Origin of the sequence: Corallococcus sp. bb12-1 (assembly GCF_026626765.1) — a bacterium.
Lineage (GTDB): Bacteria > Myxococcota > Myxococcia > Myxococcales > Myxococcaceae > Corallococcus > Corallococcus terminator.
The window spans coordinates 100,184-119,903 of the sequence record NZ_JAPNJZ010000018.1 but is presented as its reverse complement, the minus strand read 5'-3'; the positions used below and the strand labels follow the sequence as shown (position 1 = coordinate 119,903).

Annotated in this window: 17 protein-coding genes and 1 pseudogene; 8 read left to right on the top strand and 10 right to left on the bottom strand. The window is 65.3% G+C overall.

The window, feature by feature from the left end; genetic code table 11:
- The first annotated feature begins 11 nt into the window (after nt 1-11).
- Nucleotides 12-674: a TetR/AcrR family transcriptional regulator gene (locus OV208_RS21225; protein ID WP_267575697.1), complete on the top strand. Its 663-nt coding sequence runs from the start codon at nt 12-14 to the stop codon at nt 672-674.
- Here the strand turns inward: OV208_RS21225 and OV208_RS21220 are convergent.
- From OV208_RS21220 to OV208_RS41375, 5 genes and pseudogenes are all read right to left on the bottom strand, one after another.
- Complete coding sequence (locus OV208_RS21220; RefSeq protein WP_267575696.1) at nt 671-1,273, bottom strand: NIF family HAD-type phosphatase; 603 nt, start codon at nt 1,271-1,273, stop codon at nt 671-673. The two genes, OV208_RS21225 and OV208_RS21220, sit on opposite strands and share 4 nt — an antisense overlap.
- Before the next feature lie 191 nt (nt 1,274-1,464).
- Nucleotides 1,465-3,012, bottom strand: a complete 1,548-nt coding sequence (locus OV208_RS21215; RefSeq protein ID WP_267575695.1) for an AAA family ATPase — start codon at nt 3,010-3,012, stop codon at nt 1,465-1,467.
- Nucleotides 3,012-5,768, bottom strand: a complete 2,757-nt coding sequence (locus OV208_RS21210) for a restriction endonuclease subunit S (RefSeq protein WP_267575694.1) — start codon at nt 5,766-5,768, stop codon at nt 3,012-3,014. Before OV208_RS21210 ends, OV208_RS21215 begins: the two co-directional genes overlap by 1 nt.
- Nucleotides 5,769-5,897: 129 nt before the next feature.
- A pseudogene (locus OV208_RS41380) lies at nt 5,898-6,521 on the bottom strand (HsdM family class I SAM-dependent methyltransferase); the annotation flags it as partial.
- A 613-nt stretch (nt 6,522-7,134) separates the two neighbouring features.
- Nucleotides 7,135-7,908 (bottom strand): SIR2 family NAD-dependent protein deacylase, encoded by a 774-nt coding sequence (locus OV208_RS41375; RefSeq protein ID WP_420715038.1) that lies wholly within the window; start codon nt 7,906-7,908, stop codon nt 7,135-7,137.
- A 124-nt stretch (nt 7,909-8,032) separates the two neighbouring features.
- On the opposite strand from OV208_RS41375, the gene OV208_RS21205 reads away from it, so the two are divergent.
- A complete protein-coding gene (locus OV208_RS21205; protein ID WP_267575693.1) occupies nt 8,033-9,193 on the top strand; it encodes an LOG family protein in 1,161 nt (386 codons plus the stop codon).
- Here the strand turns inward: OV208_RS21205 and OV208_RS21200 are convergent.
- Complete coding sequence (locus OV208_RS21200; protein WP_267575692.1) at nt 9,190-9,771, bottom strand: HesA/MoeB/ThiF family protein; 582 nt, start codon at nt 9,769-9,771, stop codon at nt 9,190-9,192. The two genes, OV208_RS21205 and OV208_RS21200, sit on opposite strands and share 4 nt — an antisense overlap.
- Nucleotides 9,772-9,779: 8 nt before the next feature.
- Nucleotides 9,780-10,028, bottom strand: coding sequence for a hypothetical protein (locus OV208_RS21195; protein ID WP_120539339.1), 249 nt, complete (start codon nt 10,026-10,028; stop codon nt 9,780-9,782).
- A gap of 269 nt (nt 10,029-10,297) precedes the next feature.
- Between OV208_RS21195 and nfi the strand changes: the two genes are divergently transcribed.
- The 6 genes from nfi (at nt 10,298) to OV208_RS21165 (ending at nt 16,021) form a co-directional block, all read left to right on the top strand.
- The gene (gene nfi / locus OV208_RS21190) at nt 10,298-11,014 is read left to right on the top strand and encodes a deoxyribonuclease V (RefSeq protein ID WP_267575691.1); all 717 of its coding nucleotides are present in this window, start codon (nt 10,298-10,300) and stop codon (nt 11,012-11,014) included.
- Entirely contained in the window at nt 11,011-11,226 is a 216-nt protein-coding gene (locus tag OV208_RS21185) for a DUF2905 domain-containing protein (RefSeq protein WP_267575690.1), read from the top strand. Before nfi ends, OV208_RS21185 begins: the two co-directional genes overlap by 4 nt.
- Before the next feature lie 262 nt (nt 11,227-11,488).
- Nucleotides 11,489-13,837, top strand: coding sequence for a GMC family oxidoreductase N-terminal domain-containing protein (locus OV208_RS21180; RefSeq protein WP_267575689.1), 2,349 nt, complete (start codon nt 11,489-11,491; stop codon nt 13,835-13,837).
- Between the two features lie 101 nt (nt 13,838-13,938).
- Nucleotides 13,939-14,454: a DUF2267 domain-containing protein gene (locus OV208_RS21175; protein WP_120539356.1), complete on the top strand. Its 516-nt coding sequence runs from the start codon at nt 13,939-13,941 to the stop codon at nt 14,452-14,454.
- A 130-nt stretch (nt 14,455-14,584) separates the two neighbouring features.
- A complete protein-coding gene (locus OV208_RS21170) occupies nt 14,585-14,842 on the top strand; it encodes an acyl-CoA-binding protein (protein WP_267575688.1) in 258 nt (85 codons plus the stop codon).
- Nucleotides 14,843-14,851: 9 nt separating this feature from the next.
- The gene (locus tag OV208_RS21165) at nt 14,852-16,021 is read left to right on the top strand and encodes a metallophosphoesterase (protein ID WP_267575687.1); all 1,170 of its coding nucleotides are present in this window, start codon (nt 14,852-14,854) and stop codon (nt 16,019-16,021) included.
- Here OV208_RS21165 and OV208_RS21160 read toward each other — a convergent pair.
- From OV208_RS21160 to OV208_RS21150, 3 genes are read right to left on the bottom strand one after another with little or no spacing between them, the layout of a single operon-like run.
- Nucleotides 16,002-16,385, bottom strand: a complete 384-nt coding sequence (locus OV208_RS21160; RefSeq protein ID WP_267575686.1) for a hypothetical protein — start codon at nt 16,383-16,385, stop codon at nt 16,002-16,004. The two genes, OV208_RS21165 and OV208_RS21160, sit on opposite strands and share 20 nt — an antisense overlap.
- Before the next feature lie 49 nt (nt 16,386-16,434).
- Complete coding sequence (locus OV208_RS21155; RefSeq protein ID WP_267575685.1) at nt 16,435-17,547, bottom strand: hypothetical protein; 1,113 nt, start codon at nt 17,545-17,547, stop codon at nt 16,435-16,437.
- A gap of 16 nt (nt 17,548-17,563) precedes the next feature.
- The gene (locus OV208_RS21150; protein ID WP_267575684.1) at nt 17,564-19,324 is read right to left on the bottom strand and encodes a VWA domain-containing protein; all 1,761 of its coding nucleotides are present in this window, start codon (nt 19,322-19,324) and stop codon (nt 17,564-17,566) included.
- Nucleotides 19,325-19,720 lie beyond the last annotated feature (396 nt).

Genomic DNA, 19,720 nt, shown 5'->3' with positions numbered 1-19,720 from the left:
CAAGGCCACCCATGTCCGTTCCTCCTCCTCCTACGTCCCGGCTGCGTGCACGCAAGGCGGTCCTTCCGACCTCGGCGGTCCCTGACGGGACGCGTCGTCGCATCCTGGAAGCGGCGCTCCAGCTCTTCGCGAGCCGGGGTTTCCACGGCGCGTCCATCCGGGACCTGGCGACGGCGCTGGAGCTGCGGCCCAGCGCGCTCTACGCGCACTTTGCCTCCAAGGAGCACGTGCTGGCGGAGCTGGTGCTCATGGGCCACGAGGCGCACCACGAGGGGCTGCGCACGGCGCTGCTTGGCGCGGGTTCGGAGCCCATTGAACAACTGAGGGCGCTGGTCCGGGCCCACACGCTGCTGCACGCGAACCATCCCCAGCTCGCGGTGGTGGTGAACGAGGAGATCCACGTGCTGCCCCCGGAGCTGGCGGCGCCGGCCCTGGCCGTGCGGGAACAGTCCGCGGCCCTGTTGCACGCGGTCATCGAGCGGGGCAGGGCGCAGGGGGTGTTCTCGGTGCCGCACGCGGGGGTGACGGCGGCGGCGATCTCCACGCTGGGGCTGCGGCTGCCGTACTGGTACGAGCCCACCCCGGCGCTCGACGTCGACATGCTGGCGGACCTGCACGTGGAGCTGTCGCTGCGGATGCTGGGCGTCCAGGGCCCGCCCGCCCCTGCACCCTAGGGAGCCGGGGGAGCTCCGGGAGGCAGGAGCTGGCTCCTCCAGTCGCGCTTCTCGATGCGCCTCACGTTGTCGGCCTCCGCGAGCGTCGCCAGATACCGGGACAGGTCGAGCAGTTCGGTGTCGTGCTTCTGCCCGTCGTACTCGCGCACATAGATGGCATTGCCGTGGTTGTGGACGCACTTGGCGGGTGTGTCGTCGACAATCAGGACGCGCTCCAGCCGGTAGCCCCGCCGCTTCAACTTGTGCAGCTTCTTGACGTAGCCGTAGTGGGAGTCCGGGTCGAGGTGGCCGTCGTTCATCACCCGGGTCTTGTCGACCGCGAACGTGCAGCGGCTCCTTCCCCAGACGAACGCCAGGGGGATGGCTGGCGGGAGGATGCGCTTCACGATCTCCGTCACGTAGTCATCCGTCCCGGAGGACCAGATCGCGAGCTGGAACCGGGAGGCGCATTCCGTGAGGAAGGGCTCCAGATGCGGGCGCACGTGGCCGAAGAAGCCCTGGAACCGGAAGTCCGCCTTGCGGCCCAGGGGCTCCTCGCTCACGTGGACCAGGGTCTCATCCAGGTCGAGGATCAGGAGGATTCGGTCGGTCAGGTTCATCCCGTGGATGTCTCCTTCAACCCCTGCGTCAGTCGGGGAGCAGTACCTCCGCTCATGACAATTAGCACAGTGACGCACAGGTCAGTCTTCCTCATGGTTCGAAGCAGATCGGCTTGAGTCAGTACTAGATGGATTCTCACGTCTTCGATTTTTTAGAATGAGGCCCGCTTCGTGGGCGAGAGGCTGAACTATTACGTCAGCTCGTGATTGAGGGCCGATATCAATTCAATGCAGGCAAAACAGAAGGATACGGAAAGACCGACCGAGAGCCTTGAATTGTTTTGATGGTTTCTTGCGTTCCCCAGCCCTGCGATGAAGTCAATGATAAGGAATGTGGGCTTCGACAAACCCTGAGTCTGTTGCTGGATTTTGTCTGTCCCTGTGGCCACTCTCAGGATAGCGCAGTGCTCCCCCCGCCTGTCGGGAGCAGGAAGTTTGCGATTGGCGGGAATGCGATCAATGAGACTGCTGATTCCCTTGGATTTCCATTCTTGAATCCAAGCCTCCGGAATATAGCCGTCTGGAGCTTCGAAATTCCAAATGATCGATAATGTTCGCTCAACGACGTCACGCGCGTTGCCGAGACACCCGGCAGGATCGGAAGCCACATCCTGAACAGCTCTCTTTACAAGACGACGAAGAGTAGGATCGCCACCAATCTGCCCAAGGCGGAGTTCAAGTAAGGGGCGGATGTTGGATTCGTAGTCAGTTGGTTTCTCGAAAAGCTGTCGTACGCTGCTCACATCGAGCTGTCTTGCAGTGGCTAGATGCTCGACAAAGCGGTTTGCAAGTTTGACCTTGTTGCCCGACTGTAGCGCAATGCCACGTGCCAACAGAAACTTGAGGCGGTCTGGCGGTAGATCTGAGACCAAAAGGCTACCGCGCGCGAGTTGGACAATGTCCCCGCGGTTCTCATCTCCTCCATCCCGCCACAGGGTTTCGAGCACCATGCTTTGTCCTGAGATAAGGCTGAGTGCCGCTTGGTCTACATTTTCCTTCTTCACTTTCTCTAGCGCATACTCTGATACTCGATCCAGGAGTAGCGAAACAAGTGCCGGATGCCCCCCAGTCCAATTGACAATTTCCCGGACAGCGGGTGATTCAAAATTCTCTCTGTATTTTGATGACATGTCCTCCCAGTCTGGCTCGGCGAACGGTCCAACTTGAAGAGGTGTGGTGTAGAAAATATTAAAGAATGGCGAATCGCGTGCTTCGGGATTGTAGCAGAGCTGGACAAGACGATCTCGGGTGCCTGTCATGAGGCGAAGCGAATTTCGTTGCGCCAGTGCTCGTATGCTGTTCCAGAGATCGACTGGGATTGATGGGTTTTGAAGGACAGTGTCGCAGCCATCAAGCACAATCAGTATGCGCTTTCCCGCCTCGTCCACCAAATCGAGAGTAAGCTTTAGCTGGTCGTAGAGCTCTTCTTCCGGTGAGTCTGGGTTGAATTCGTTTGCCAAGAAAGACAATGCGCCTGCGGTGGTTGTGGTAAAGATATCTCGAAGAACTTCTCCCATTCGACGAAGAACTGCGTGGGTGCTGGTGGGCGGATTATGTCTCAGATCGACTATTCCTGCGCCCATGAACAGCGCAGAGCCTGCTACGTGCTTGCGGACGACCTGCTGAAGTAGGGTTGTCTTCCCCATTGAACGAGCACCGACGATTGAGATGTGTTGATTTCGATCGTGCAGGTTGTCGATTTGTTTGAGAATAGAATCTCTTCCGATGATGTTCTTCATTACGATGCTCTTCTCTGCGCCTCTTGAATGGCGCGACGACGTTGTGCCTCGGCATCTACGTTTTTGTTCATCCATCGCCGCATTAGGGGGACGGCAACTTCATACTGAGGGCCTAGTGTCGTGTTGTTTAGTGCAAGTATCTCGAGTTCGATGAGGAATTTGAGATCGTCATCCACCATGTCCACAGGAATGATCAGGCCAGCTTCTTCGAGCCGTTGGGTTAGTAGGGCTGCATTTACGCGATGGGGCTCATCTGTGAGTCGATGACAAAGCCATAGGATATACCTTCTTCGTTCGCTCTCTGCGTAGGTCCACAGTACATGGAAATGCTCATTGTCATGGACCAGCTGTGCGGCAGCTTCATTAACTTCTGGCACTCGGATTATTCTCCAAGAGTGCCGCTTGGCGAGCTCAAAAATATGGGCGCAGAGTGATTGAACTAAGTATGGCTGGCGAGCGGTGAGCTGAGCGATTAGCTGGAGAGTGTCTGTTGTGAACTCAAGACGTCCCTTCACGGGGCGTGTTATTAGTTCGGCGACTTCTGTCGCTGTTAGCGGGTCGACGCCAATTCGATGTCCGATTCCGAAAAGTGCGGACCAGTAGTCCTCGCGAAGGCGCTTGAGTCGACGGGAGCCGGCGATGATGGCGGCAATGCTGGGGCGCGTCTGAAGTAGATTGCGAATGTTTTCCGGTACTTGGGGACTGGTGACTCCATTGTCGATGCCGACTTGGAGCTTGTCGAACTCGTCGAGCATCAATAGAAGTCGCCGAGGGGCGATAGCAGTTATTGTTGTGTCGATAAAAATCTGCAATGCCTCATACGGATCGATGCCGGCGATGTAGTTGTTTAGTGCCTTTGCGAAGTTGAAGCGAAAGGTGCCGATGTCTGCCGATGGGGGCATTTGGGGGAGTTCGACCGGAAATCCTGCTCTGGCGCAGGCGAATCCGATGTCTCGAATTAGCATGCGAAAGATTTCCCTGGTTGAAATACCGCTCCTTGATTTGTCGCCCACTGTTCCTTGGAGGCTAGATTCAACCATGAGCCATTGTTGCTTATTGGGTGGGCTGTCTGTTTTCTGGATTTGACGCAGGATGGATGTTTTTCCTGTGCGCCGATTGCCTTCCAGGAGAATGACTTTTGTTCCGCCGTTGATGTGTGTTTGTATATCTGTGAGTAGTGATTTGCGTCCGAAGAACATGCCTGGGTCGTCAACGACGTCGCCTGCGACGTATGGGCTGTTTTCGTATTCTAGCCATTTTGAGGTTTTGGGCGCGAGCTCGGTGTCTGGTGCTGGTTCGAATGGACCGGTTCCTCCCCAGTCTGTCCACGTAAACCAGATCTGAGCTTCTGATTCGCCTGACAGTGCGCCGCCGTCTGGTCCTTCGGCAGACCAATACAGGGGCCGGCGGAAGCCTCCACCGGATTCGTGTCCTTGCCACTGAAGATTGTCAGGTATTTCCAGGTCGATGTCGAAAGGCTTGTCTGGTTGTATTTCTCCTATGTATATCGCTCCCTTTAGGAGATCAGGTACTCTTGCGATGAAATTTCGCAGTGGAATAGTTCCCCGCAGGGTTACGCGGATCTTTGTGTGGGGCACTCCTTTGGCGTCGCGGCGAAAGTCGAGACCATCATGCTCGGTAGTGAGTTGAACCTGTGTTAGTAGGTCTGCCCGTGCCGCCTCTTCCCATCGTGCCAGCCACTCAATCAGGCGAGTGACGTAACGCCCTAGTGTGCTGGGGATTCGTTTTGCTATCGGCTCTGCTGTTGTAGCGATTGCTCGCATGGCGCTGGCGGCTTCAAAAAAAGCTTCGCCACCTTGGCGCAACGTGTGGATTGGGATTGCCCCCAAGAGTATCATTAGATGTGTTATGTCATCGGTCGGGTTTGTGTTGGGAAGGGGTTTGGAATTATCTCTCGGTGCTGTGATTTTGTTTCGGAATTGACGGAATTCGTTCAATGCCTCAAAGGTGAGATTTTGAAGTTCGGAGGTTTCAGGGACAGCGTCTCCGGTGAGGCGCGATAGGGCCGGGCTGTTTCGGAAGAGATGTAGCAATGGATCCTCAGTGTTGTCTGCTAAGACGAGGATTAGTGCCTCTAGCGCATCTCCAGGTTGAGCCTCTAGTCTCCTGAGCACTCGCTCTTGTATTGGTGTGGGTGGAATAGGTATTCTGATCTTGCGGAGTATGTTAATTGGTAGATGTGCAATGACTACCCCTCTCGATAGTCTGCGCATCAATGCTTGAAGCGTGTCGCTTGCGAGCATCGCCGCCAGAAAGCGAGCATCAAGCGAAGCGTTCCTGGGGCGGAGGATTACCAAACCTTTTTGTGCAATTCCGACTAGTCCTTCTGGGCTTGAAAGTACTTGACTTGATGATGCGAAAACCGCGCGGACGTATTGGACTTTGCCGATTGTGCCGTTAATGGAAATTAGAACGTCTCCCCGTCGTATGTGCTGATCTGGCAGCAGAGGCCGAATCGATCTTGACGGGTTCCAGTAGCGCTCGCCGATTCGTACCGTGCCCTCTGATAGATCGCTGATTCGGAGCAGCGGAAGGGCGCCGTCGACAGGATGGCTTGTTACATCTTCGCTTCTTACGGAAATGCCTGAGACTAGGTTGGCCACGTTCTCAAGGGGTAATAGCTCGACCTTTTTTGATAATCCATTAAGGGCGTTGTTTTCGGATATTTCTAGTTCCACCGGGACAATGAGTTGTGCGCCTGTCTTAAGCAGCTCTGAGACGGGTACGATCCTCACGGTGTGAGGTGAGACGTCGCCGCCAGACAGAAGCTTTTGGACGAGTGCGTTGCAATCCTCATCTGTGACTGGCAAAAGAGCAAGGTCAAGGAAGCGTACGATATTCGTAGGAGGAAGCCTCCGAACTAACACTAGTGCTGGAGGCACACTACGGACCCCACGAAAGGCCCTAGCCGGAAAGCGAACGACTGCTTCAACTCGGTAGTTTGTAAGAAGCCAATCTCTTAACTCTTGGTCGTGGCCCCCACGTTCTAGCAGCGCCGGAGGCAGAGACAGCACGGCGCGTCCCCCATTGCGAAGATAGCTGACTGCGTGCTGCACGAATAGGTTTTCGCTAGTGCGCCCTTTTATTGGGAATTCAAAGACGTGAGGCCCCTCGACCTTCGCGCCCCACGGTGGATCTGCGAGGACACAATCAAAAATTTGATTTTGCTGACGATGAGCCGTCTCGCGCGTGAGCGCATCGCCGAATACGAGTAAGGGACGAACACCAGCGAGCAGGAGCCGAACAAAGGCAATGAGAGATAGCTCTGGTTGGCGCTCTAAGCCAAATATAGGCATCCGCTCATCCCGGCCTTGAGGTCCTGGCTCTGATTTGAGTCTCCTAGCCTGAAGTGCCTCGGCAGCGTTAACCAGCAGACCTCCAGTGCCGAAACAAGGATCATAGATGCAGTCGCCCGGACGCGGCTCCGCGAGAGCTACCATTAGGCGGCTGGCGACTTGTGGTGTGGTGAGTTCGCCGCCGAATCGCATGGATTCAAATGTAATGTTTATTATTTCCGTGAGTGCTTCGCCTGCCTTCTGGCACGAGGTAGTCGTGTCTAGGGGAAATGCATCGGTCCAAGCGAGCATTACGGTAAGGACTGAGTCATCGGGAAGCCGCATCGTGCGATATGGCTCGTTAGGCGCTCCCGTGAGCCCAATGGCTGTACGGATTCCTGACCACAGCGTAGTCGCCTCGCTATCGTTGAGCGGACGAGGATTTTTCCGCCATGTAGCCCAACGGAGGCTAGGGGAAAGAATGATTTGTAGATTCTCCTTGTTGGCGGACGCTGCGGCCTCTATTTTTGTGTCATGGGCGTCTGCCCATTTCAGTGCGAGAAGCGACGCTAGTGGTCCAGTGATTGCTTCTAGCGTGTGGATTGAGATTCCTTTGGTTCGTGCGGTGTCAAGTAGGGACCAAGTATTTGATGTCGTAGGCACTGGGGCGGAACTCGTCTGTGAGGGGTTGGTTGTCTGGGGGCTCTTGAGGATGGCTAGGCGATAGAGTGTGGAATCAGTTTTCCTGATGTCACCAAATTCTATGCGACGCAGGTCAGACGCGATGAATGTCGGCTGTTCGCTCTGTAGATCGAGGCTGGCTTACTCAGAGGTCGAAATTTAGTGGATAATGCACTTGGCTTTTCAGCGCCAGGATGCATCCCGCTCCTGCGGATGGCACTTGCTTTGGCGAAGTCTCATCCAGGTCGAGGAACAGAAGGAATCGGTCCGTTGGGCTCATCCCGTGGGCGTCTCCTTCAACGCCTGCACCAAAGGGGGAAACAACACCTCCGCTATCCCTCGTGCTCTGTGTAGAGCGCGTCGAACCAGAAGACGTGGGGCCGAAGCCGGCTGCGACGGCGGGTACAGCGGGGCACGGTCTCCGGACTGGGACTCGCGTGGAACGGCCCGAGTCCACGCTCGAGAGCGGCAGCGTTCCGCGTGGCGGGCTGTGACGGCAGCCCCGGTTCGTGCACCGGGCCTGCTCCAGACTTCCATGCACCTTGATGAGGGCACGGCTTCCCGCCTGCTCGTGGAGCGTGTCGACATTCTGGGTGACGAGGGTGAACTCGCGGCCCCTGGCTTCCAGCCAGCGCTCCCAGTCGGCGAGGGCGAGATGCGCCGCGTTTGGTCTTGCCGCGCGCGCCCATTCGAAGCGCTGGAGGTACATCCACCATGACTCATGAGAGGCCTTCTGGAAGAAGGCCCGCGTGCCCTTCTCCAGCACCTCGTTCGCCCAGACCGCGCCGGGATCCGTCCCCCGAAACGTGGGGATGCCGCTGGCGAGGCTGACACCCGCGCCCGTGACGACGAGGGTGGCCCTGGCTGCCGGCCCACGCGCCAGGGACAGCAGGGACTCGAAGCCCGAAGGGCCTGACATGGGTGCATCTCCCTCCGTGCTGACGCGTCCGCACGTCCAGGCATGACGGCGCGGGGGTGGGAGTCTGCCCCGAATGGTCCGAAGATGCGCCCGGCGGTTTCATCCTTCCTCGCGGGGCGTGCACATGACGGAGCTGGAAGACCTCACGGCGTTCGAGCAGCACCTGGCAGGAGGCCGAAGCCTCGCCAACGTCATCCTCCAGGGCCTGGACCTCACGGCGTGGAGCGACGCGGTGCTGCGCTCGGACCTCACGGGCACCATCTTCCTGGGGTGTCACCTGGAAGCGAAGACCCTGCTGCGGGTCGTCGAACAGGGCGCCATGGTGTTCCCGCCGTTCTCGGGTCTGCCCTATTCGCCCTACCGGGGCACCCTCTACACCCCGGAGGAACTGTACGCGGGCTTCGACCCCGCGCATCCGGAGAGCTACGCGGACACGCCGGATGCCCGCATCTACGCGCACTGGAACTCGCGCGGAGGCGCCAACCCGCCGTCCCTGCTGGAGACCCTGGCGCAGCGGCTGCACGACCACGCCGTCAGCGATGCGCTGGAGGAGGTGCTCCTGCACGAAGGCAAGCCTCGCAGGGTGGTGGCCATCATGGGCGGGCACTCCATGCTGCGGGGTGCGCCGGACTACCGCTCCGTGGCGGAGCTGGCCCGTGCCCTGGCGCGCCGGGGTTTCTTCCTGGTGAGCGGAGGTGGTCCGGGCGCGATGGAGGCCACGCACCTGGGCGCGTGGTTCGCCGGGCGGAGTGATGGCGACCTGGACGCGGCGCTCGCGCTGTTGTCCCAGGCCCCGTCCTACAAGGACCGCGAATGGTTGGCGCGGGCCTTCGAGGTGCGCGCGGCCTGGCCGATGCGTGATGAGGACCGGGCCCTGGGCGACAGCCTGGGCATTCCGACCTGGCTCTACGGCCACGAACCGCCCAACCCGTTCGCCACGCGCATCGCCAAGTACTTCGCCAACAGCGTGCGCGAGGAGGGCCTGCTCACCATCGCGCGGGGTGGCGTCGTCTACTCGCCGGGCAGCGCCGGCACCGTGCAGGAGATCTTCCAGGACGCCTGTCAGAACCACTACAACACGGTCGGCATCATCAGCCCGATGCTCTTCCTTGGCCGCGAGTTCTGGACGAAGACGCGGCCGGTGTACCCGCTGCTGGAGCACCTGGCGCAGGGCCACGAGTACGCGCGCCACCTGCTGATCTCCGACTCGCAGGAGGACATCATCCAGGCGCTCGTGCGCTTCGACCAGGAGCGCGAAGGCTCGCTGCCCCCTCCCTCCCGCTAATCCGCCGCGACCGGCGTCACGGCGGACAGGTTCACGAAGGCATCCCGCTTCACCCCGTGCTCGCGGAAGTCCTGCACCGTCCGGGCGAGCGTGGCCGCCAGCAGTCCCAGGAAGGGCAGATGTTCGCCGCCTTCACAGGTGGCCTGTCCCTGCGTGTCCTCGGCGTCCGGGACGAAGCGCTCGTCCCAGCGCACCAGCCCGAACGTCCCGTCCGCGGACACCGCGCCGTGCACCAGCGGCGTGCCCGTCTTGCGTGCGTGGTCGCTGAGCAACTGACGGCTGTCCTGGTTGTCGAAGGCGTCCACCAACAGCTCCGCGCCCTTGCACAGCGCCTCCACGTTGTCGCGCGTGAGGCGCACGCCGAAGGACTCCGCCTTCACGCCGTGCAGGTTGTGGAGCTGGAGCTTCAGCGCCTCCGCCTTGTTCTTCCCGACGGACGGCTTCACGTACGCCTGTGACAGCAGGTTCTTCGACTCCACCCGGTCGAAGTCGATGAACACCAGCGTCGCATCCAGGTTGCGACACAGCAGGGCCGCCGTGGATCCGATGGCCCCCACCCCGCAGAAGACGATGCGCATGGTGGCCCTCAGCACGCCCCGAAGGGCACCTTCGGACGCAGGTAGATGCGCTCCTCGCCTCGCGCACCCCGGAAGCGGTCCACGACGTAGTGCTGGAACGCGTCCTCACCCAGGTGGATGCGGTGCAGGCCCGGCACTCCGCCCGAGCGCACCAGCTCCACCGCGATGCGACGCACGTCCGTGTCGCTGATGGCCCGCTCCAGCTCTACCGGCACGTCGGCCGACAGTCCGTCGAAGGTGATGTTGAGCGTGGTCATGATGGCTGCCTCCTTGGCGCGCGCGCCCCGGACCACGACCGCGGAAGCGCGGCCGGCCGGGAACCCTGGCCCGGGACGTCCCTGCCACGTCCTTCCTGACAACCCCAGCCGTCGGGGGGCGCGGCCTCCCCGCGGTGTCTGGCGAAGCGCGAAGGGGCAGGCGCGCGGCCGGGCGCCTGCACACGTGACGTGGCCGTGTCACGTGGCGGGCAGTCATCGCCTCTTCGCGGGGCCGTGCACAGTGTTGGGCTCCAGGAGGAATCCAACGCATGGAGTCGCCCCCCGCACCGCATACCTGGAACGTGACACCCCGCGAGGCCGTGGCGCTGCAGATGCGCCTGCGCGAACAGCTCGTCCTCCAGCCGCCTCCGGGGCTGAAGGTCACGCGGCTTGGGGGCGCGGACATCTCCACGGAGAAGGGCAACGACACGGGCTATGGCGGCATGGTGGTGCTGGACGCGGCGACGCTTGCGCCCATCGCGCGGTCCGTGGCGGCGGTGCCGCTGTCCTTCCCGTACGTCCCGGGGCTGCTGTCGTTCCGCGAGCTGCCGGTGCTGGCGGCCGTCTGGGCGCGGCTGACGGTCCGGCCCGACGTGCTCGTCTTCGACGGCCAGGGCACCGCGCACCCGCGCCGGCTGGGCATCGCCTGTCACGGGGGATTGCTCTTCGACGTGCCGTCCATCGGCTGCGCCAAGTCGCTCCTGGTGGGCACGCCCGGCAAGCTCGCGGAGCGCAGGGGGGCCACTGCCCCCATCACGCACCAGGGCGAGGTGGTGGGCATGGCGGTCCGCACCCGCCAGGGCGTCAGCCCCGTGTTCGTCTCCCCCGGCCACCGGATGGACCTGGAGACCGCTGTGGAGTGGGTGCTCAAGGCGAGCCCGCGCTACCGTGAACCGGAGACGACGCGCCACGCGCACCGGCTGGTCAACGCCTTCCGCCGGGCGGGCGGTGAGGCGGCGGAGCTGGAAGAGGGGAGTTCCGGATGAAGCCCATGGGATTGATGCTGGTGGCGCTGGGCCTGGGGCTCGTGGTCGTGGGGCTCCTCGTCTGGGCCGGGGCCTTCTCCTGGTTCGGTCGGCTGCCGGGGGACATCCGCGTGGAGAGCGGCCACACGCGCTTCTTCGCCCCCATCGCGTCCATGCTGCTCGTGTCCGTGCTGCTCAGCCTGGGCGCCTGGGTGCTGCGCCGGTTCTTCTAGCCATCGGTCCCAGTCGATTTCTCCTCAAGGATGGGCGCGCTCGCCGTCTGTCCGGCGGGGCCTGACCTGTCGGGTTGCCTGCCTGCTGCCCGGACGGGCGGCAGGGGGCTTGTCCTGGTGCTACCAGGGCGAGCACAAGCCGGACGAGGAGTGGATCCGCGCCTTTGAACCGCGCAGCATGCGGCCCCCGTCTTGTCCGGCCCCGCCCGGGAATAAAAACGACATTCGAAAGAGGGCGGCTGACCGGCCGTCAGGAGCGAGCATGCGTAGGTTGTCATCCCCATTGAGCGAGCTGGCTTCGCACTACCCGGTGGTCGTCGTGGGGTCGGGGTATGGCGGCGGCATCTCCGCCAGTCGCCTGGCTCGCGCGGGACAGCAGGTGTGCGTGCTGGAGCGCGGCCGGGAGATGCACCCTGGCGAGATGCCTCGCACGCCCGCGCAGGCCCTGGCCGAGTTCCAGCTCCACTGCGCGCCGGGCCAGGGCGACCTGGACGTGGGCAGCCCCACGGGCCTCATCGAGGTGCACCGCAACGGGGATGTGTCCGTCATCAACGGCTGCGGCCTGGGCGGCACGTCGCTCATCAACGCCAACGTGACGATGCGGCCGGATCCGCGCGTGTTCGAGGATCCGCGCTGGCCCGCCGCCCTGCGCGCGGACGTGCACGGCCTGCTGGAGGATGGCTTCGCGCACGCGGAGCTGATGCTGCGGCCCCTGCCGTACCCGGAGGACCATCCGCCGCTGCAGAAGCTCAAGACGCTGGGCATCTCCGCGCAGAAGCTGGGCGGACGGCTGATACGGCCGCCCCTGGCCGTGACATTCGAGGCGGGCGTCAACGCCGCGGGCGTGCGGCAGCCGGGGTGCTCGCTGTGCGGCGACTGCTCCACCGGCTGCAACACCGGCGCGAAGAACACCATCCTCATGAACTACCTGCCGGACGCGCACGCGCACGGCGCCCGCATCTTCACCGAGGTGTCGGTGCGCGCGGTGGTGCCGGACGGCGCGAAGTGGCGCGTCTACTACCGCCCCCACCACACCGGCCGCGAGCGCTTCGACGCGCCCGACGCGTGGCTCACCGCCGACCGGGTCGTCCTGGCGGCCGGCACCATGGGCACGGCGGAGGTACTGCTGCGCTCGCGCGAGCAGGGCCTGTCCGTGTCCTCGAAGCTGGGCCACCGCTTCAGCAGCAACGGCGACGTGCTGGCCTTCGGCTACAACCTGGACATGCCCGTCCATGGTGTGGGCCACGGCGAGCAGGACCATGAGAAGCGCGACCCGGTGGGCCCCTGCATCACGGGCGCCATCGACCAGCGCGACACGGAGCGGCTGGACGAGGGGATGATCATCGAGGAGGGCGCCATCCCCGGCGCGCTCGCCTCGCTGATGCCCGCGGCGCTCGCGGGCGCGTCGGCGCTGGTGGGCGAGGACACCGACGAGGGCATCCTGGACTGGGTCCAGGAGCGCATCCGTCAGGCCGAGAGCCTGGTGCGCGGCCCGGACCACGGCGCGGTGGAGAACACGCAGACGCTGATGGTGATGTCCCACGACGAGGCGAAGGGCGAGCTGCGGCTGGAGCACGACCGCGTGCGCCTGCACTGGCCGGACGCGGGGCGCGAACCCCAGTTGATCCGCGTGGAGGAGCGCCTGCGCCGGGCCACCGCCGCGCTGGGCGGGACCTACGTGCGCTACCCGCTCTGGACGGAGGCCTTCGGCAAGGAGGTGCTCTGCACGCACCCGCTGGGTGGCTGCGTGATGGCCGAGCGCGCCGAGGAAGGCGTCGTGGACGACGAGGGGCGCGTCTTCTCCGGGGCTTCCGGTCGCGCGGTGCATGAGGGGCTGTACGTGTCCGACGGTTCGGTGATGCCACGCTCGCTGGGCATCAACCCGCTGCTCACCATCTCCGCGGTCGCCGAGCGGGCCTGCGCCCTGATGGCCCGGCGCAACGGCTGGACCATCGACTACGCGCCGCTGTCCGAGCGCGACGCCCGCCCGGTACCCGGCCCCGTGGGCGTGCGCTTCACGGAGACGATGCACGGCTTCGTGTCCGGCGCGGTGGCCGCCCCGTTCCTGGATGCCGGCAACCCGGAGCGCGACGACGCCACACCCCTGCGCTTCGTCCTCACCGTGACGGCGGAGGACCTGGAGGTGACGCTGCGCGATGAGCACCACCCCCTGACGCTGATGGGCACGGTGACGGCGCCCGTGCTGTCGTCGCGTCCGCTGGTGGTGACGAAGGGCGAGCTGCGCCTGATGACGCGCGAGCATGCCCGGCCGGGCGGCCAGCGGATGGAGTACCTGCTGAACCTGCTCACCGAGGCCGGCGAGCGGTACTACCTGGAGGGCTACAAGGACCTCTACGACGATCCCGGCCTGGACCTGTGGAAGGACACCACCACGCTGCTGGTCTCCCTGCACAAGGGCGACGGGGCCACGGCGCCCTGCATCGGCCGGGGCTTCCTGCGCCTCACCGCGACGGAGTTCGCCCGGCAGCTCACCACCCTGAAGGTGCTCAACGGTCGCGACGAGCTGCACCGGCTGGAGGCGCTGGGCCGCTTCGGAAGCTTCTTCTTCGGCGCCCTCTGGGACACCTACGTCCGCCGCGTGGCTGCCTAGCAGCCGGGCGGGCGGCGCAAGGTCCACCAGGCCGCGATGACGTGCCCTCCGGGGTGGGCATGGGCACCCTGTTTCCCACCGGGACCGACAGGGAGGACCCCATGGCTGAAGACCGTGACCCGCAGCGCCGCTCGGGTGCACCCCAGGATGACGAGCGTGCGGAGGAGCACCGCGAGCCGTCCATCGAGGAGCGGCGTGCGCGGCGCAGTGCCATGCGCGCAAGTCAGACCTATGCGCGCTTCATCGACCACCTGTGCGAACGGGGAGGCATGTCGCCCGCCGTCGCCCAGCAGGCGGCCGTCTCCGTCCTCTGTGGGCTGGAGCAACGGCTGCACGCGGAGGAATCACACGACCTGGAGGCGCAGCTTCCCCGCAAGCTCACGGAGCTGTTGCACCGGTGCGAGCGCCACGATGCCGAGGTCCGTCCGGAGAAGTTCGGGCGCGATGAGCTGCTCAGGCAGGTGGGAGATGACCTCGCCCTGCATCCGGACGCGGTGGAGCCGGTGGTGCGCGCGGTGATGGACTCCGTCCGCCATCTGATCAGCGAAGGCGAGGCCGAGGACGTGAGCGCGCACCTGCCGCAGGACATCCGCCACCTGTGGCTGCCGACGATGTGACGCGGGGCCCGCCCGACGGTGTGTCGGGTGGGCTCCATCCCCGGGCCCTTTCGCACGCGCGCGGACACGTGGCGCGTGTCAGGGGGAGCGAGGTGCCCTAAGGTCTTGAGCGCACCCTGCCGGAGAACGCATGGCCCTCGACGATGACTTCAGCGCCGCCCAGACCCGGGTGAAGACGCTGACCAAGGCTCCCTCGAACGACACGCTGCTGGAGCTGTACTCCCTCTACAAGCAGGGCACCGACGGGGATGTGCAGGGCAAGCGCCCTGGCATGCTCGATATCAAGGGCCGTGCGAAGTACGACGCCTGGGAGAAGCGCAAGGGCGTGGCGAAGGACGCCGCGAAGCAGCGGTACGTGGCGCTCGTGGACACGCTGCTGAAGAAGTAGACGCCACCCATGCCCCGCTGGCTCAGCCTCGCGCTGTTCCTCGTGCCGGTCATCTCGCTGCTCGCGGTGGCCCACGTCTATCTGTACCGCCGCCTCGTGCGGGATGTGACCGCGCGCAAGAGACCGCGCCGTGCCGGACTCGTGCTCTTCGCCGGAGGCTTCGTGGGCTCCGTGGGGGCCCGCATGCTGGGCGCGATGCTCTCCTCCGAAGTGGCCCGGGCCGTGGGCATCGTGCTGCTCTTGTGGATGGGGCTGGTGCTCTACCTGCTCATGTTCACGCTGATGCTGGACATCGGCGGTCGGATTATCGCCCGTGTGCGCAAGGCGCCGGAGCCTCCGTCGCCGGAGCGCCGGGCCTTCCTCGCGACGGGCCTCGCGGCGGGCGCCTCCGTGGCCGGTGCGACGGTGAGCACCTACGGAGCCTGGAGGGCCTTCCATCCTCCGGACGTGCGCGACATCCAGGTGAGGCTGCCCCGGTTGCCCAAGGCGCTGGAGGGCTTCACGCTGGTGCAGCTCACGGACATCCACATTGGCGGGGTGGTGCAGCGCCGCTTCGTGGACGAGCTGGTGGCTCGCACCAACGCGCTCAAGCCGGACCTCATCGCGGTGACGGGGGACCTGGTGGACGGCACGGTGGAGGAGCTGGGGCGCTTTGCCGGTGGCTTCGGCGCGCTCAAGGCCCGGCACGGCGCGTTCTTCATCACCGGCAACCACGACTACTATTCGGGCGCGGATGCGTGGGTGGCGTTCGTCCAGGGACTGGGCATCACCGTGCTGCGCAACCGCTCCGTGTCCATTGGCGACGCGGGCGCGTCCTTCGACCTGCTGGGCGTGGATGACTGGAGCGCGCAGCGGCTGGGCGAGCCCGGCTACGACCTGGACGCGGCGATGCGCGGACTGCGTCCGGACCGCGCGTCGGTGCTTCTGGCGCACCAGCCCTCCAACTTCCAGGAGGTCGCCCGCCGCGACATCGGTTTGCAGGTTTCAGGGCACACGCACGGCGGACAGATGTTCCCGGGCAACGTGCTGGGACACCTCATCTGGGGCGAGCAGAACGCGGGCCTGAGCCAGATGGGCAACTCCCACCTCTACGTCAGCCGGGGCTGCGGCTTCGTGGGCCCGCCCATGCGCGTCGGCGCGCCGCCGGAGATTGCCCGCATCATCCTGCTGCCGGGCTGAGCCGGGGCCGGCCGTACAGCAGCCCCGACGCGATGCGGAGTGGCGCGGCCCACGGAGGCTCGTGCCGCACGGGCACATCCTCGCCGCCGACGCGGGCCACCATGCCGTCGGGCGCCACCACGGAGAAGCGCAGCGGCCGGCCCAGCGCCGCCTGCAGCGCGGCCATCGTCGTCTCATCCTCCGACGAGAAGGTGAGCGGCCCTTCGGGGTGGCTGTGGGTCACCTCCACCAGCGTGTCCCGCAGGCTCCAGATGGCCTCCCACCGCGCCCGGGAGTCCGGCAGCGCCACGGGGTCGTCGAACGAGTCGCCCCACAGCACTTCGTTCCCGGGCCCGATGAGCAGGCACACTTCACGCGTCGACATGGGCCCCTCGCTTCTCCGTGGCCTTCCCGGACGCGGGAGGCGTGGGTGTTCAGACATGCCGGGTGATGACCAGCGCGTCCGTGTCGATGGCTTCCTTCAGCACCGACGGCAGGCTCTCCAACGTCACGCGCGCGTCCGCGCCCGCGAGGCACACGCCCGCGTCGCGCACCCGCAGCGTCGCCATCTCCACCACGGTGACGAAGCGCTCGCCCATGAAGCTGTAGACCACTTCCATGAGGCCCTCACCCAGCCGACGGTGGTCGAGCATCCGGGCACCGGCCTTGTTCAACGCGCGTTCCGCCCACTCCCCGGGCGCCGCCTCCGCGCGCCGCCGGGCTCCGAGCGTGAAGCCCTCCGCAGCCCACGCCCCCCGCGACCGATCCGCCCGGTGCGCGGAGGCCTCTCCGCGTGTGAACCGCTCCTGGGTCGTCAGCTCCTGGGCCCTCGCGCGGGCTTCGGCATCCTGACGGAGATCCTGGAGGGTCTGCTCGCGCTCCGTCCATGCGGACTCCAGCGCGCGGGCCTCCGCCTCCCAGCGGGCCTGTTGGACCGCCTGCGCCCGCAGGAAACGGGCCCGCTCGTCCTCGAGTCGCCGCAGACATGCCTCCGCCTCCGGGCGTCCGTCCCGGGCCACGTCGAGCACGTGCGCGCGCGCCTCCGCCGGTGCGAAGGGGATGCCCGTGCCGCGCGACGCGGCCTCCAGCACCGCGAAGCCGAACGCCGCGCGCAGGGACGCGCCCACGCCGCGCGCATCCCCCAGCGGACGGTCCTCTTCCAGCGCGTGTCGCGCCAGTTCCTCTGCTTCGCCCTCGAACTCCACGCCCTCGAAGACGAGCGTGCCGTCATGCCAGCGGCGCGCCGTCACCGGCGACAGGCGCTGGGGCTGCTCCTCCGGCATCAACGCCAGAAGCTCCGCCACCGCGCCCTCGCGCACCAGTCGTGCGCCCCACAGGTGGCCCCGCACGCGCGGCCGGGCCTCCAGCCCTTCGGCGGAGGCCGGCTCGCGCGCGGTGGCCTGACGGCCCTTCACTTCAAAGCGCCACCAGCCCGGTTCCACGGGTGAGGTGACGTGCAGGCGGCGTGAAGGCGCGTCCACGGTCCCGCCGCCGAAATACGGCAGCACCGCCGACTCCACCTTCCCGAGCAGCTTCCGGTAGTCCACGCCCCTGCCTCCTTCTTCACGCCACCTTCAGCAGGGGCGTGCTCATCACCCGATCCACCCAGCCGGACTGGCGGGTTCCCGCCATGCGCGGCGCGTCCATCAACGTCTGGAGCACGCGCGGCACCTGGTAGGGGTCCGCGAACTGCCCCACGCTCACCTCGCTGAAGGGCACGCCCAACTGCGTCGCGCCCGTGCGCACCGTGTTGCCGCGCGCCCCCGCCACGCTCACCAGCATCGCCATCGCCGCCACGGTGTAGCCGCACGCCGTGAAGGCCTTGGCGAACTGGTCGCCCGCCTCGCCCGCCTCGTCACCCACCACCATCACCACCAGCTTCGCCTCCGCCGGGATGCGCACCCCCGCGCGGTGGAGCGCGTGCACCGCCGCTCCATGCACCGTGCCGCCCGACGCCTTCATGTCGGCCAGCATGTGCTGCACCGCCGTGCGGTTGGCCGCCTTGGGCTTGAGCACCGTGCCCATGGTGTCGAACGCCGCCACGTGCAGCTTGTCCATCGGGAAGCCCGCGAGGATGCGCGACAGCGCCTCCTTCGACTGCTCGATGGCACCCTCCATCGACCCCGACTTGTCGATGAGGAACATCACCCGCACGTCCATGTCCGCCGTCGCCTGCGCCACCGCGTGTCGCGCGGCGTTGTCGCTCGCCTCCTCCAGCTTGCGGCGCAAACCCTCACCCCGGACGTTCTTCGCGATGTTTAGCGAACGCTGATCCGTGGCGCGTGACACCGCCCGCTCCCAGCGCGCCTTCACGCCAGGCTCCTCCAGCAAACCCAGCTCCTCCAGCGTGGGCGTCATCAGCCGCAGGTCGCGGTCCGACAGCGACGGCAACAGCGTCGCCAGGATGGCGGGCGTGAGCCCCACGTCCTTCGGCAGGCGGCCCACGACCTCCTTGTAGGAGAGGCGCTCCAGCTCGATCCACTCGCAGATCTCCGCCTCGCTGAGCCCGTCGAAGCGCTCGCGCTTCACCAGCGTGAGCCCGTGCAGGCCCACGTCGCGGTGGCCCCCGCCCGCCTGCTTCTGCTTCCAGCCGAGCACCTCGAAGAAGCCCTGCGACATGGGCTTGTAGCCGGCCTTGCGCGCCAGCTTCTTCAGCGTCTCCTTGTAGCCCGCCTTCACCAGACCCTGGAGCATGGGCAGGTTCGCCTCGCGCGCGGCCAGCCACTTGCGCGCCACGCCCTTCCAGCGGCCCATGGGCGGCTTGTGCGACGCGGGGTCTCCGAAGCCCGCCTCACGGTTGAGGCGTGCGATTTCGGGCACCTCCAAGAGCTCCGCCACGCGCAGCACCGCCTTGGGCGTGAGCATGCGCGTGGAGCGGCGCACGTAGTGCAGCACCATGGCCTCGCCAATGGCGCGGAAGTCGTCGTCGTGGAACGCCACCGCACCCTGGCCGTCGCGCACGGGCAGGCCCGCGTGACCCTGCACCAACATCAGCGCGCAGGTGGCCACCTTCAGGTCGCGCCAGTCCGTCTGCGTCAGCGCGTACGACGCGAAGTGCGCCATCAGGGTGGGGTTCAGGCGGTACAGCTCCAGGAGCTGGCCGTACAGCTTCACCGCCGCGGGCACGAACAGGCCCGGGGCCACCTTGGGCCAACGCGCGCGCGCCTGGGGATGCGCGTGCGCCGCGGCCTCCCAGGTGCCGGACACGTTCAGGCCGGGGCGGTGGTGCCACAGGTGCGCGGAGCCGCCGAGCACCACGTCGAGCAGTCGCTCGGCGGGTCCCCGCTGCGTCTCCGGAAGGGTCGTCTGGGTGCGCGTCGTCATGGCAGTCCCCCTTTCGGGACGTCGGGACAAAGGACAAAGGCATGCCCGGGAAGGGCAGCCAGGGGTGGGAGGGAAAGGTGAGCGCCCGAGTGAGGAAGCCGGAAGGCTGAATTAACAGTTCAGTGTCGGACCGCCGACGGGCTCCCCGCCCTTTCGAGCGGGGAGATGGAGTCGAACCATGGCTTGTAGGGCCTCTTCGGCCGGGCGCTCGAAAGCGATGCGCCCCTGGACGCCCCCTTGTCCGGATTCCTGACGGGGGATTTCCCCAGGCTTTTCCGCTGCTTCCCTGGCCTCATTAAAGGGCGAAGGGAGCCCGTGCTTTTTCTCGAAAAGGGGCGTCAGGAAGCCCTGGTGGGTCGCGTCGAGGCATTCCAGGTGCTCCCGACTGTCCGGTGG

What these genes read in the sequence shown, in the direction of transcription:
- OV208_RS21225 (WP_267575697.1), top strand. Translation starts at nt 12, where the DNA reads ATGTCCGTTCCTCCTCCTCCTACGTCCCGGCTGCGTGCACGCAAGGCG.
- OV208_RS21220 (WP_267575696.1), bottom strand. Translation starts at nt 1,273, where the DNA reads ATGAACCTGACCGACCGAATCCTCCTGATCCTCGACCTGGATGAGACC.
- OV208_RS21215 (WP_267575695.1), bottom strand. Translation starts at nt 3,012, where the DNA reads ATGAAGAACATCATCGGAAGAGATTCTATTCTCAAACAAATCGACAAC.
- OV208_RS41375 (WP_420715038.1), bottom strand. Translation starts at nt 7,908, where the DNA reads ATGTCAGGCCCTTCGGGCTTCGAGTCCCTGCTGTCCCTGGCGCGTGGG.
- OV208_RS21205 (WP_267575693.1), top strand. Translation starts at nt 8,033, where the DNA reads ATGACGGAGCTGGAAGACCTCACGGCGTTCGAGCAGCACCTGGCAGGA.
- OV208_RS21200 (WP_267575692.1), bottom strand. Translation starts at nt 9,771, where the DNA reads ATGCGCATCGTCTTCTGCGGGGTGGGGGCCATCGGATCCACGGCGGCC.
- OV208_RS21195 (WP_120539339.1), bottom strand. Translation starts at nt 10,028, where the DNA reads ATGACCACGCTCAACATCACCTTCGACGGACTGTCGGCCGACGTGCCG.
- nfi (WP_267575691.1), top strand. Translation starts at nt 10,298, where the DNA reads ATGGAGTCGCCCCCCGCACCGCATACCTGGAACGTGACACCCCGCGAG.
- OV208_RS21185 (WP_267575690.1), top strand. Translation starts at nt 11,011, where the DNA reads ATGAAGCCCATGGGATTGATGCTGGTGGCGCTGGGCCTGGGGCTCGTG.
- OV208_RS21180 (WP_267575689.1), top strand. Translation starts at nt 11,489, where the DNA reads ATGCGTAGGTTGTCATCCCCATTGAGCGAGCTGGCTTCGCACTACCCG.
- OV208_RS21175 (WP_120539356.1), top strand. Translation starts at nt 13,939, where the DNA reads ATGGCTGAAGACCGTGACCCGCAGCGCCGCTCGGGTGCACCCCAGGAT.
- OV208_RS21170 (WP_267575688.1), top strand. Translation starts at nt 14,585, where the DNA reads ATGGCCCTCGACGATGACTTCAGCGCCGCCCAGACCCGGGTGAAGACG.
- OV208_RS21165 (WP_267575687.1), top strand. Translation starts at nt 14,852, where the DNA reads ATGCCCCGCTGGCTCAGCCTCGCGCTGTTCCTCGTGCCGGTCATCTCG.
- OV208_RS21160 (WP_267575686.1), bottom strand. Translation starts at nt 16,385, where the DNA reads ATGTCGACGCGTGAAGTGTGCCTGCTCATCGGGCCCGGGAACGAAGTG.
- OV208_RS21150 (WP_267575684.1), bottom strand. Translation starts at nt 19,324, where the DNA reads ATGACGACGCGCACCCAGACGACCCTTCCGGAGACGCAGCGGGGACCC.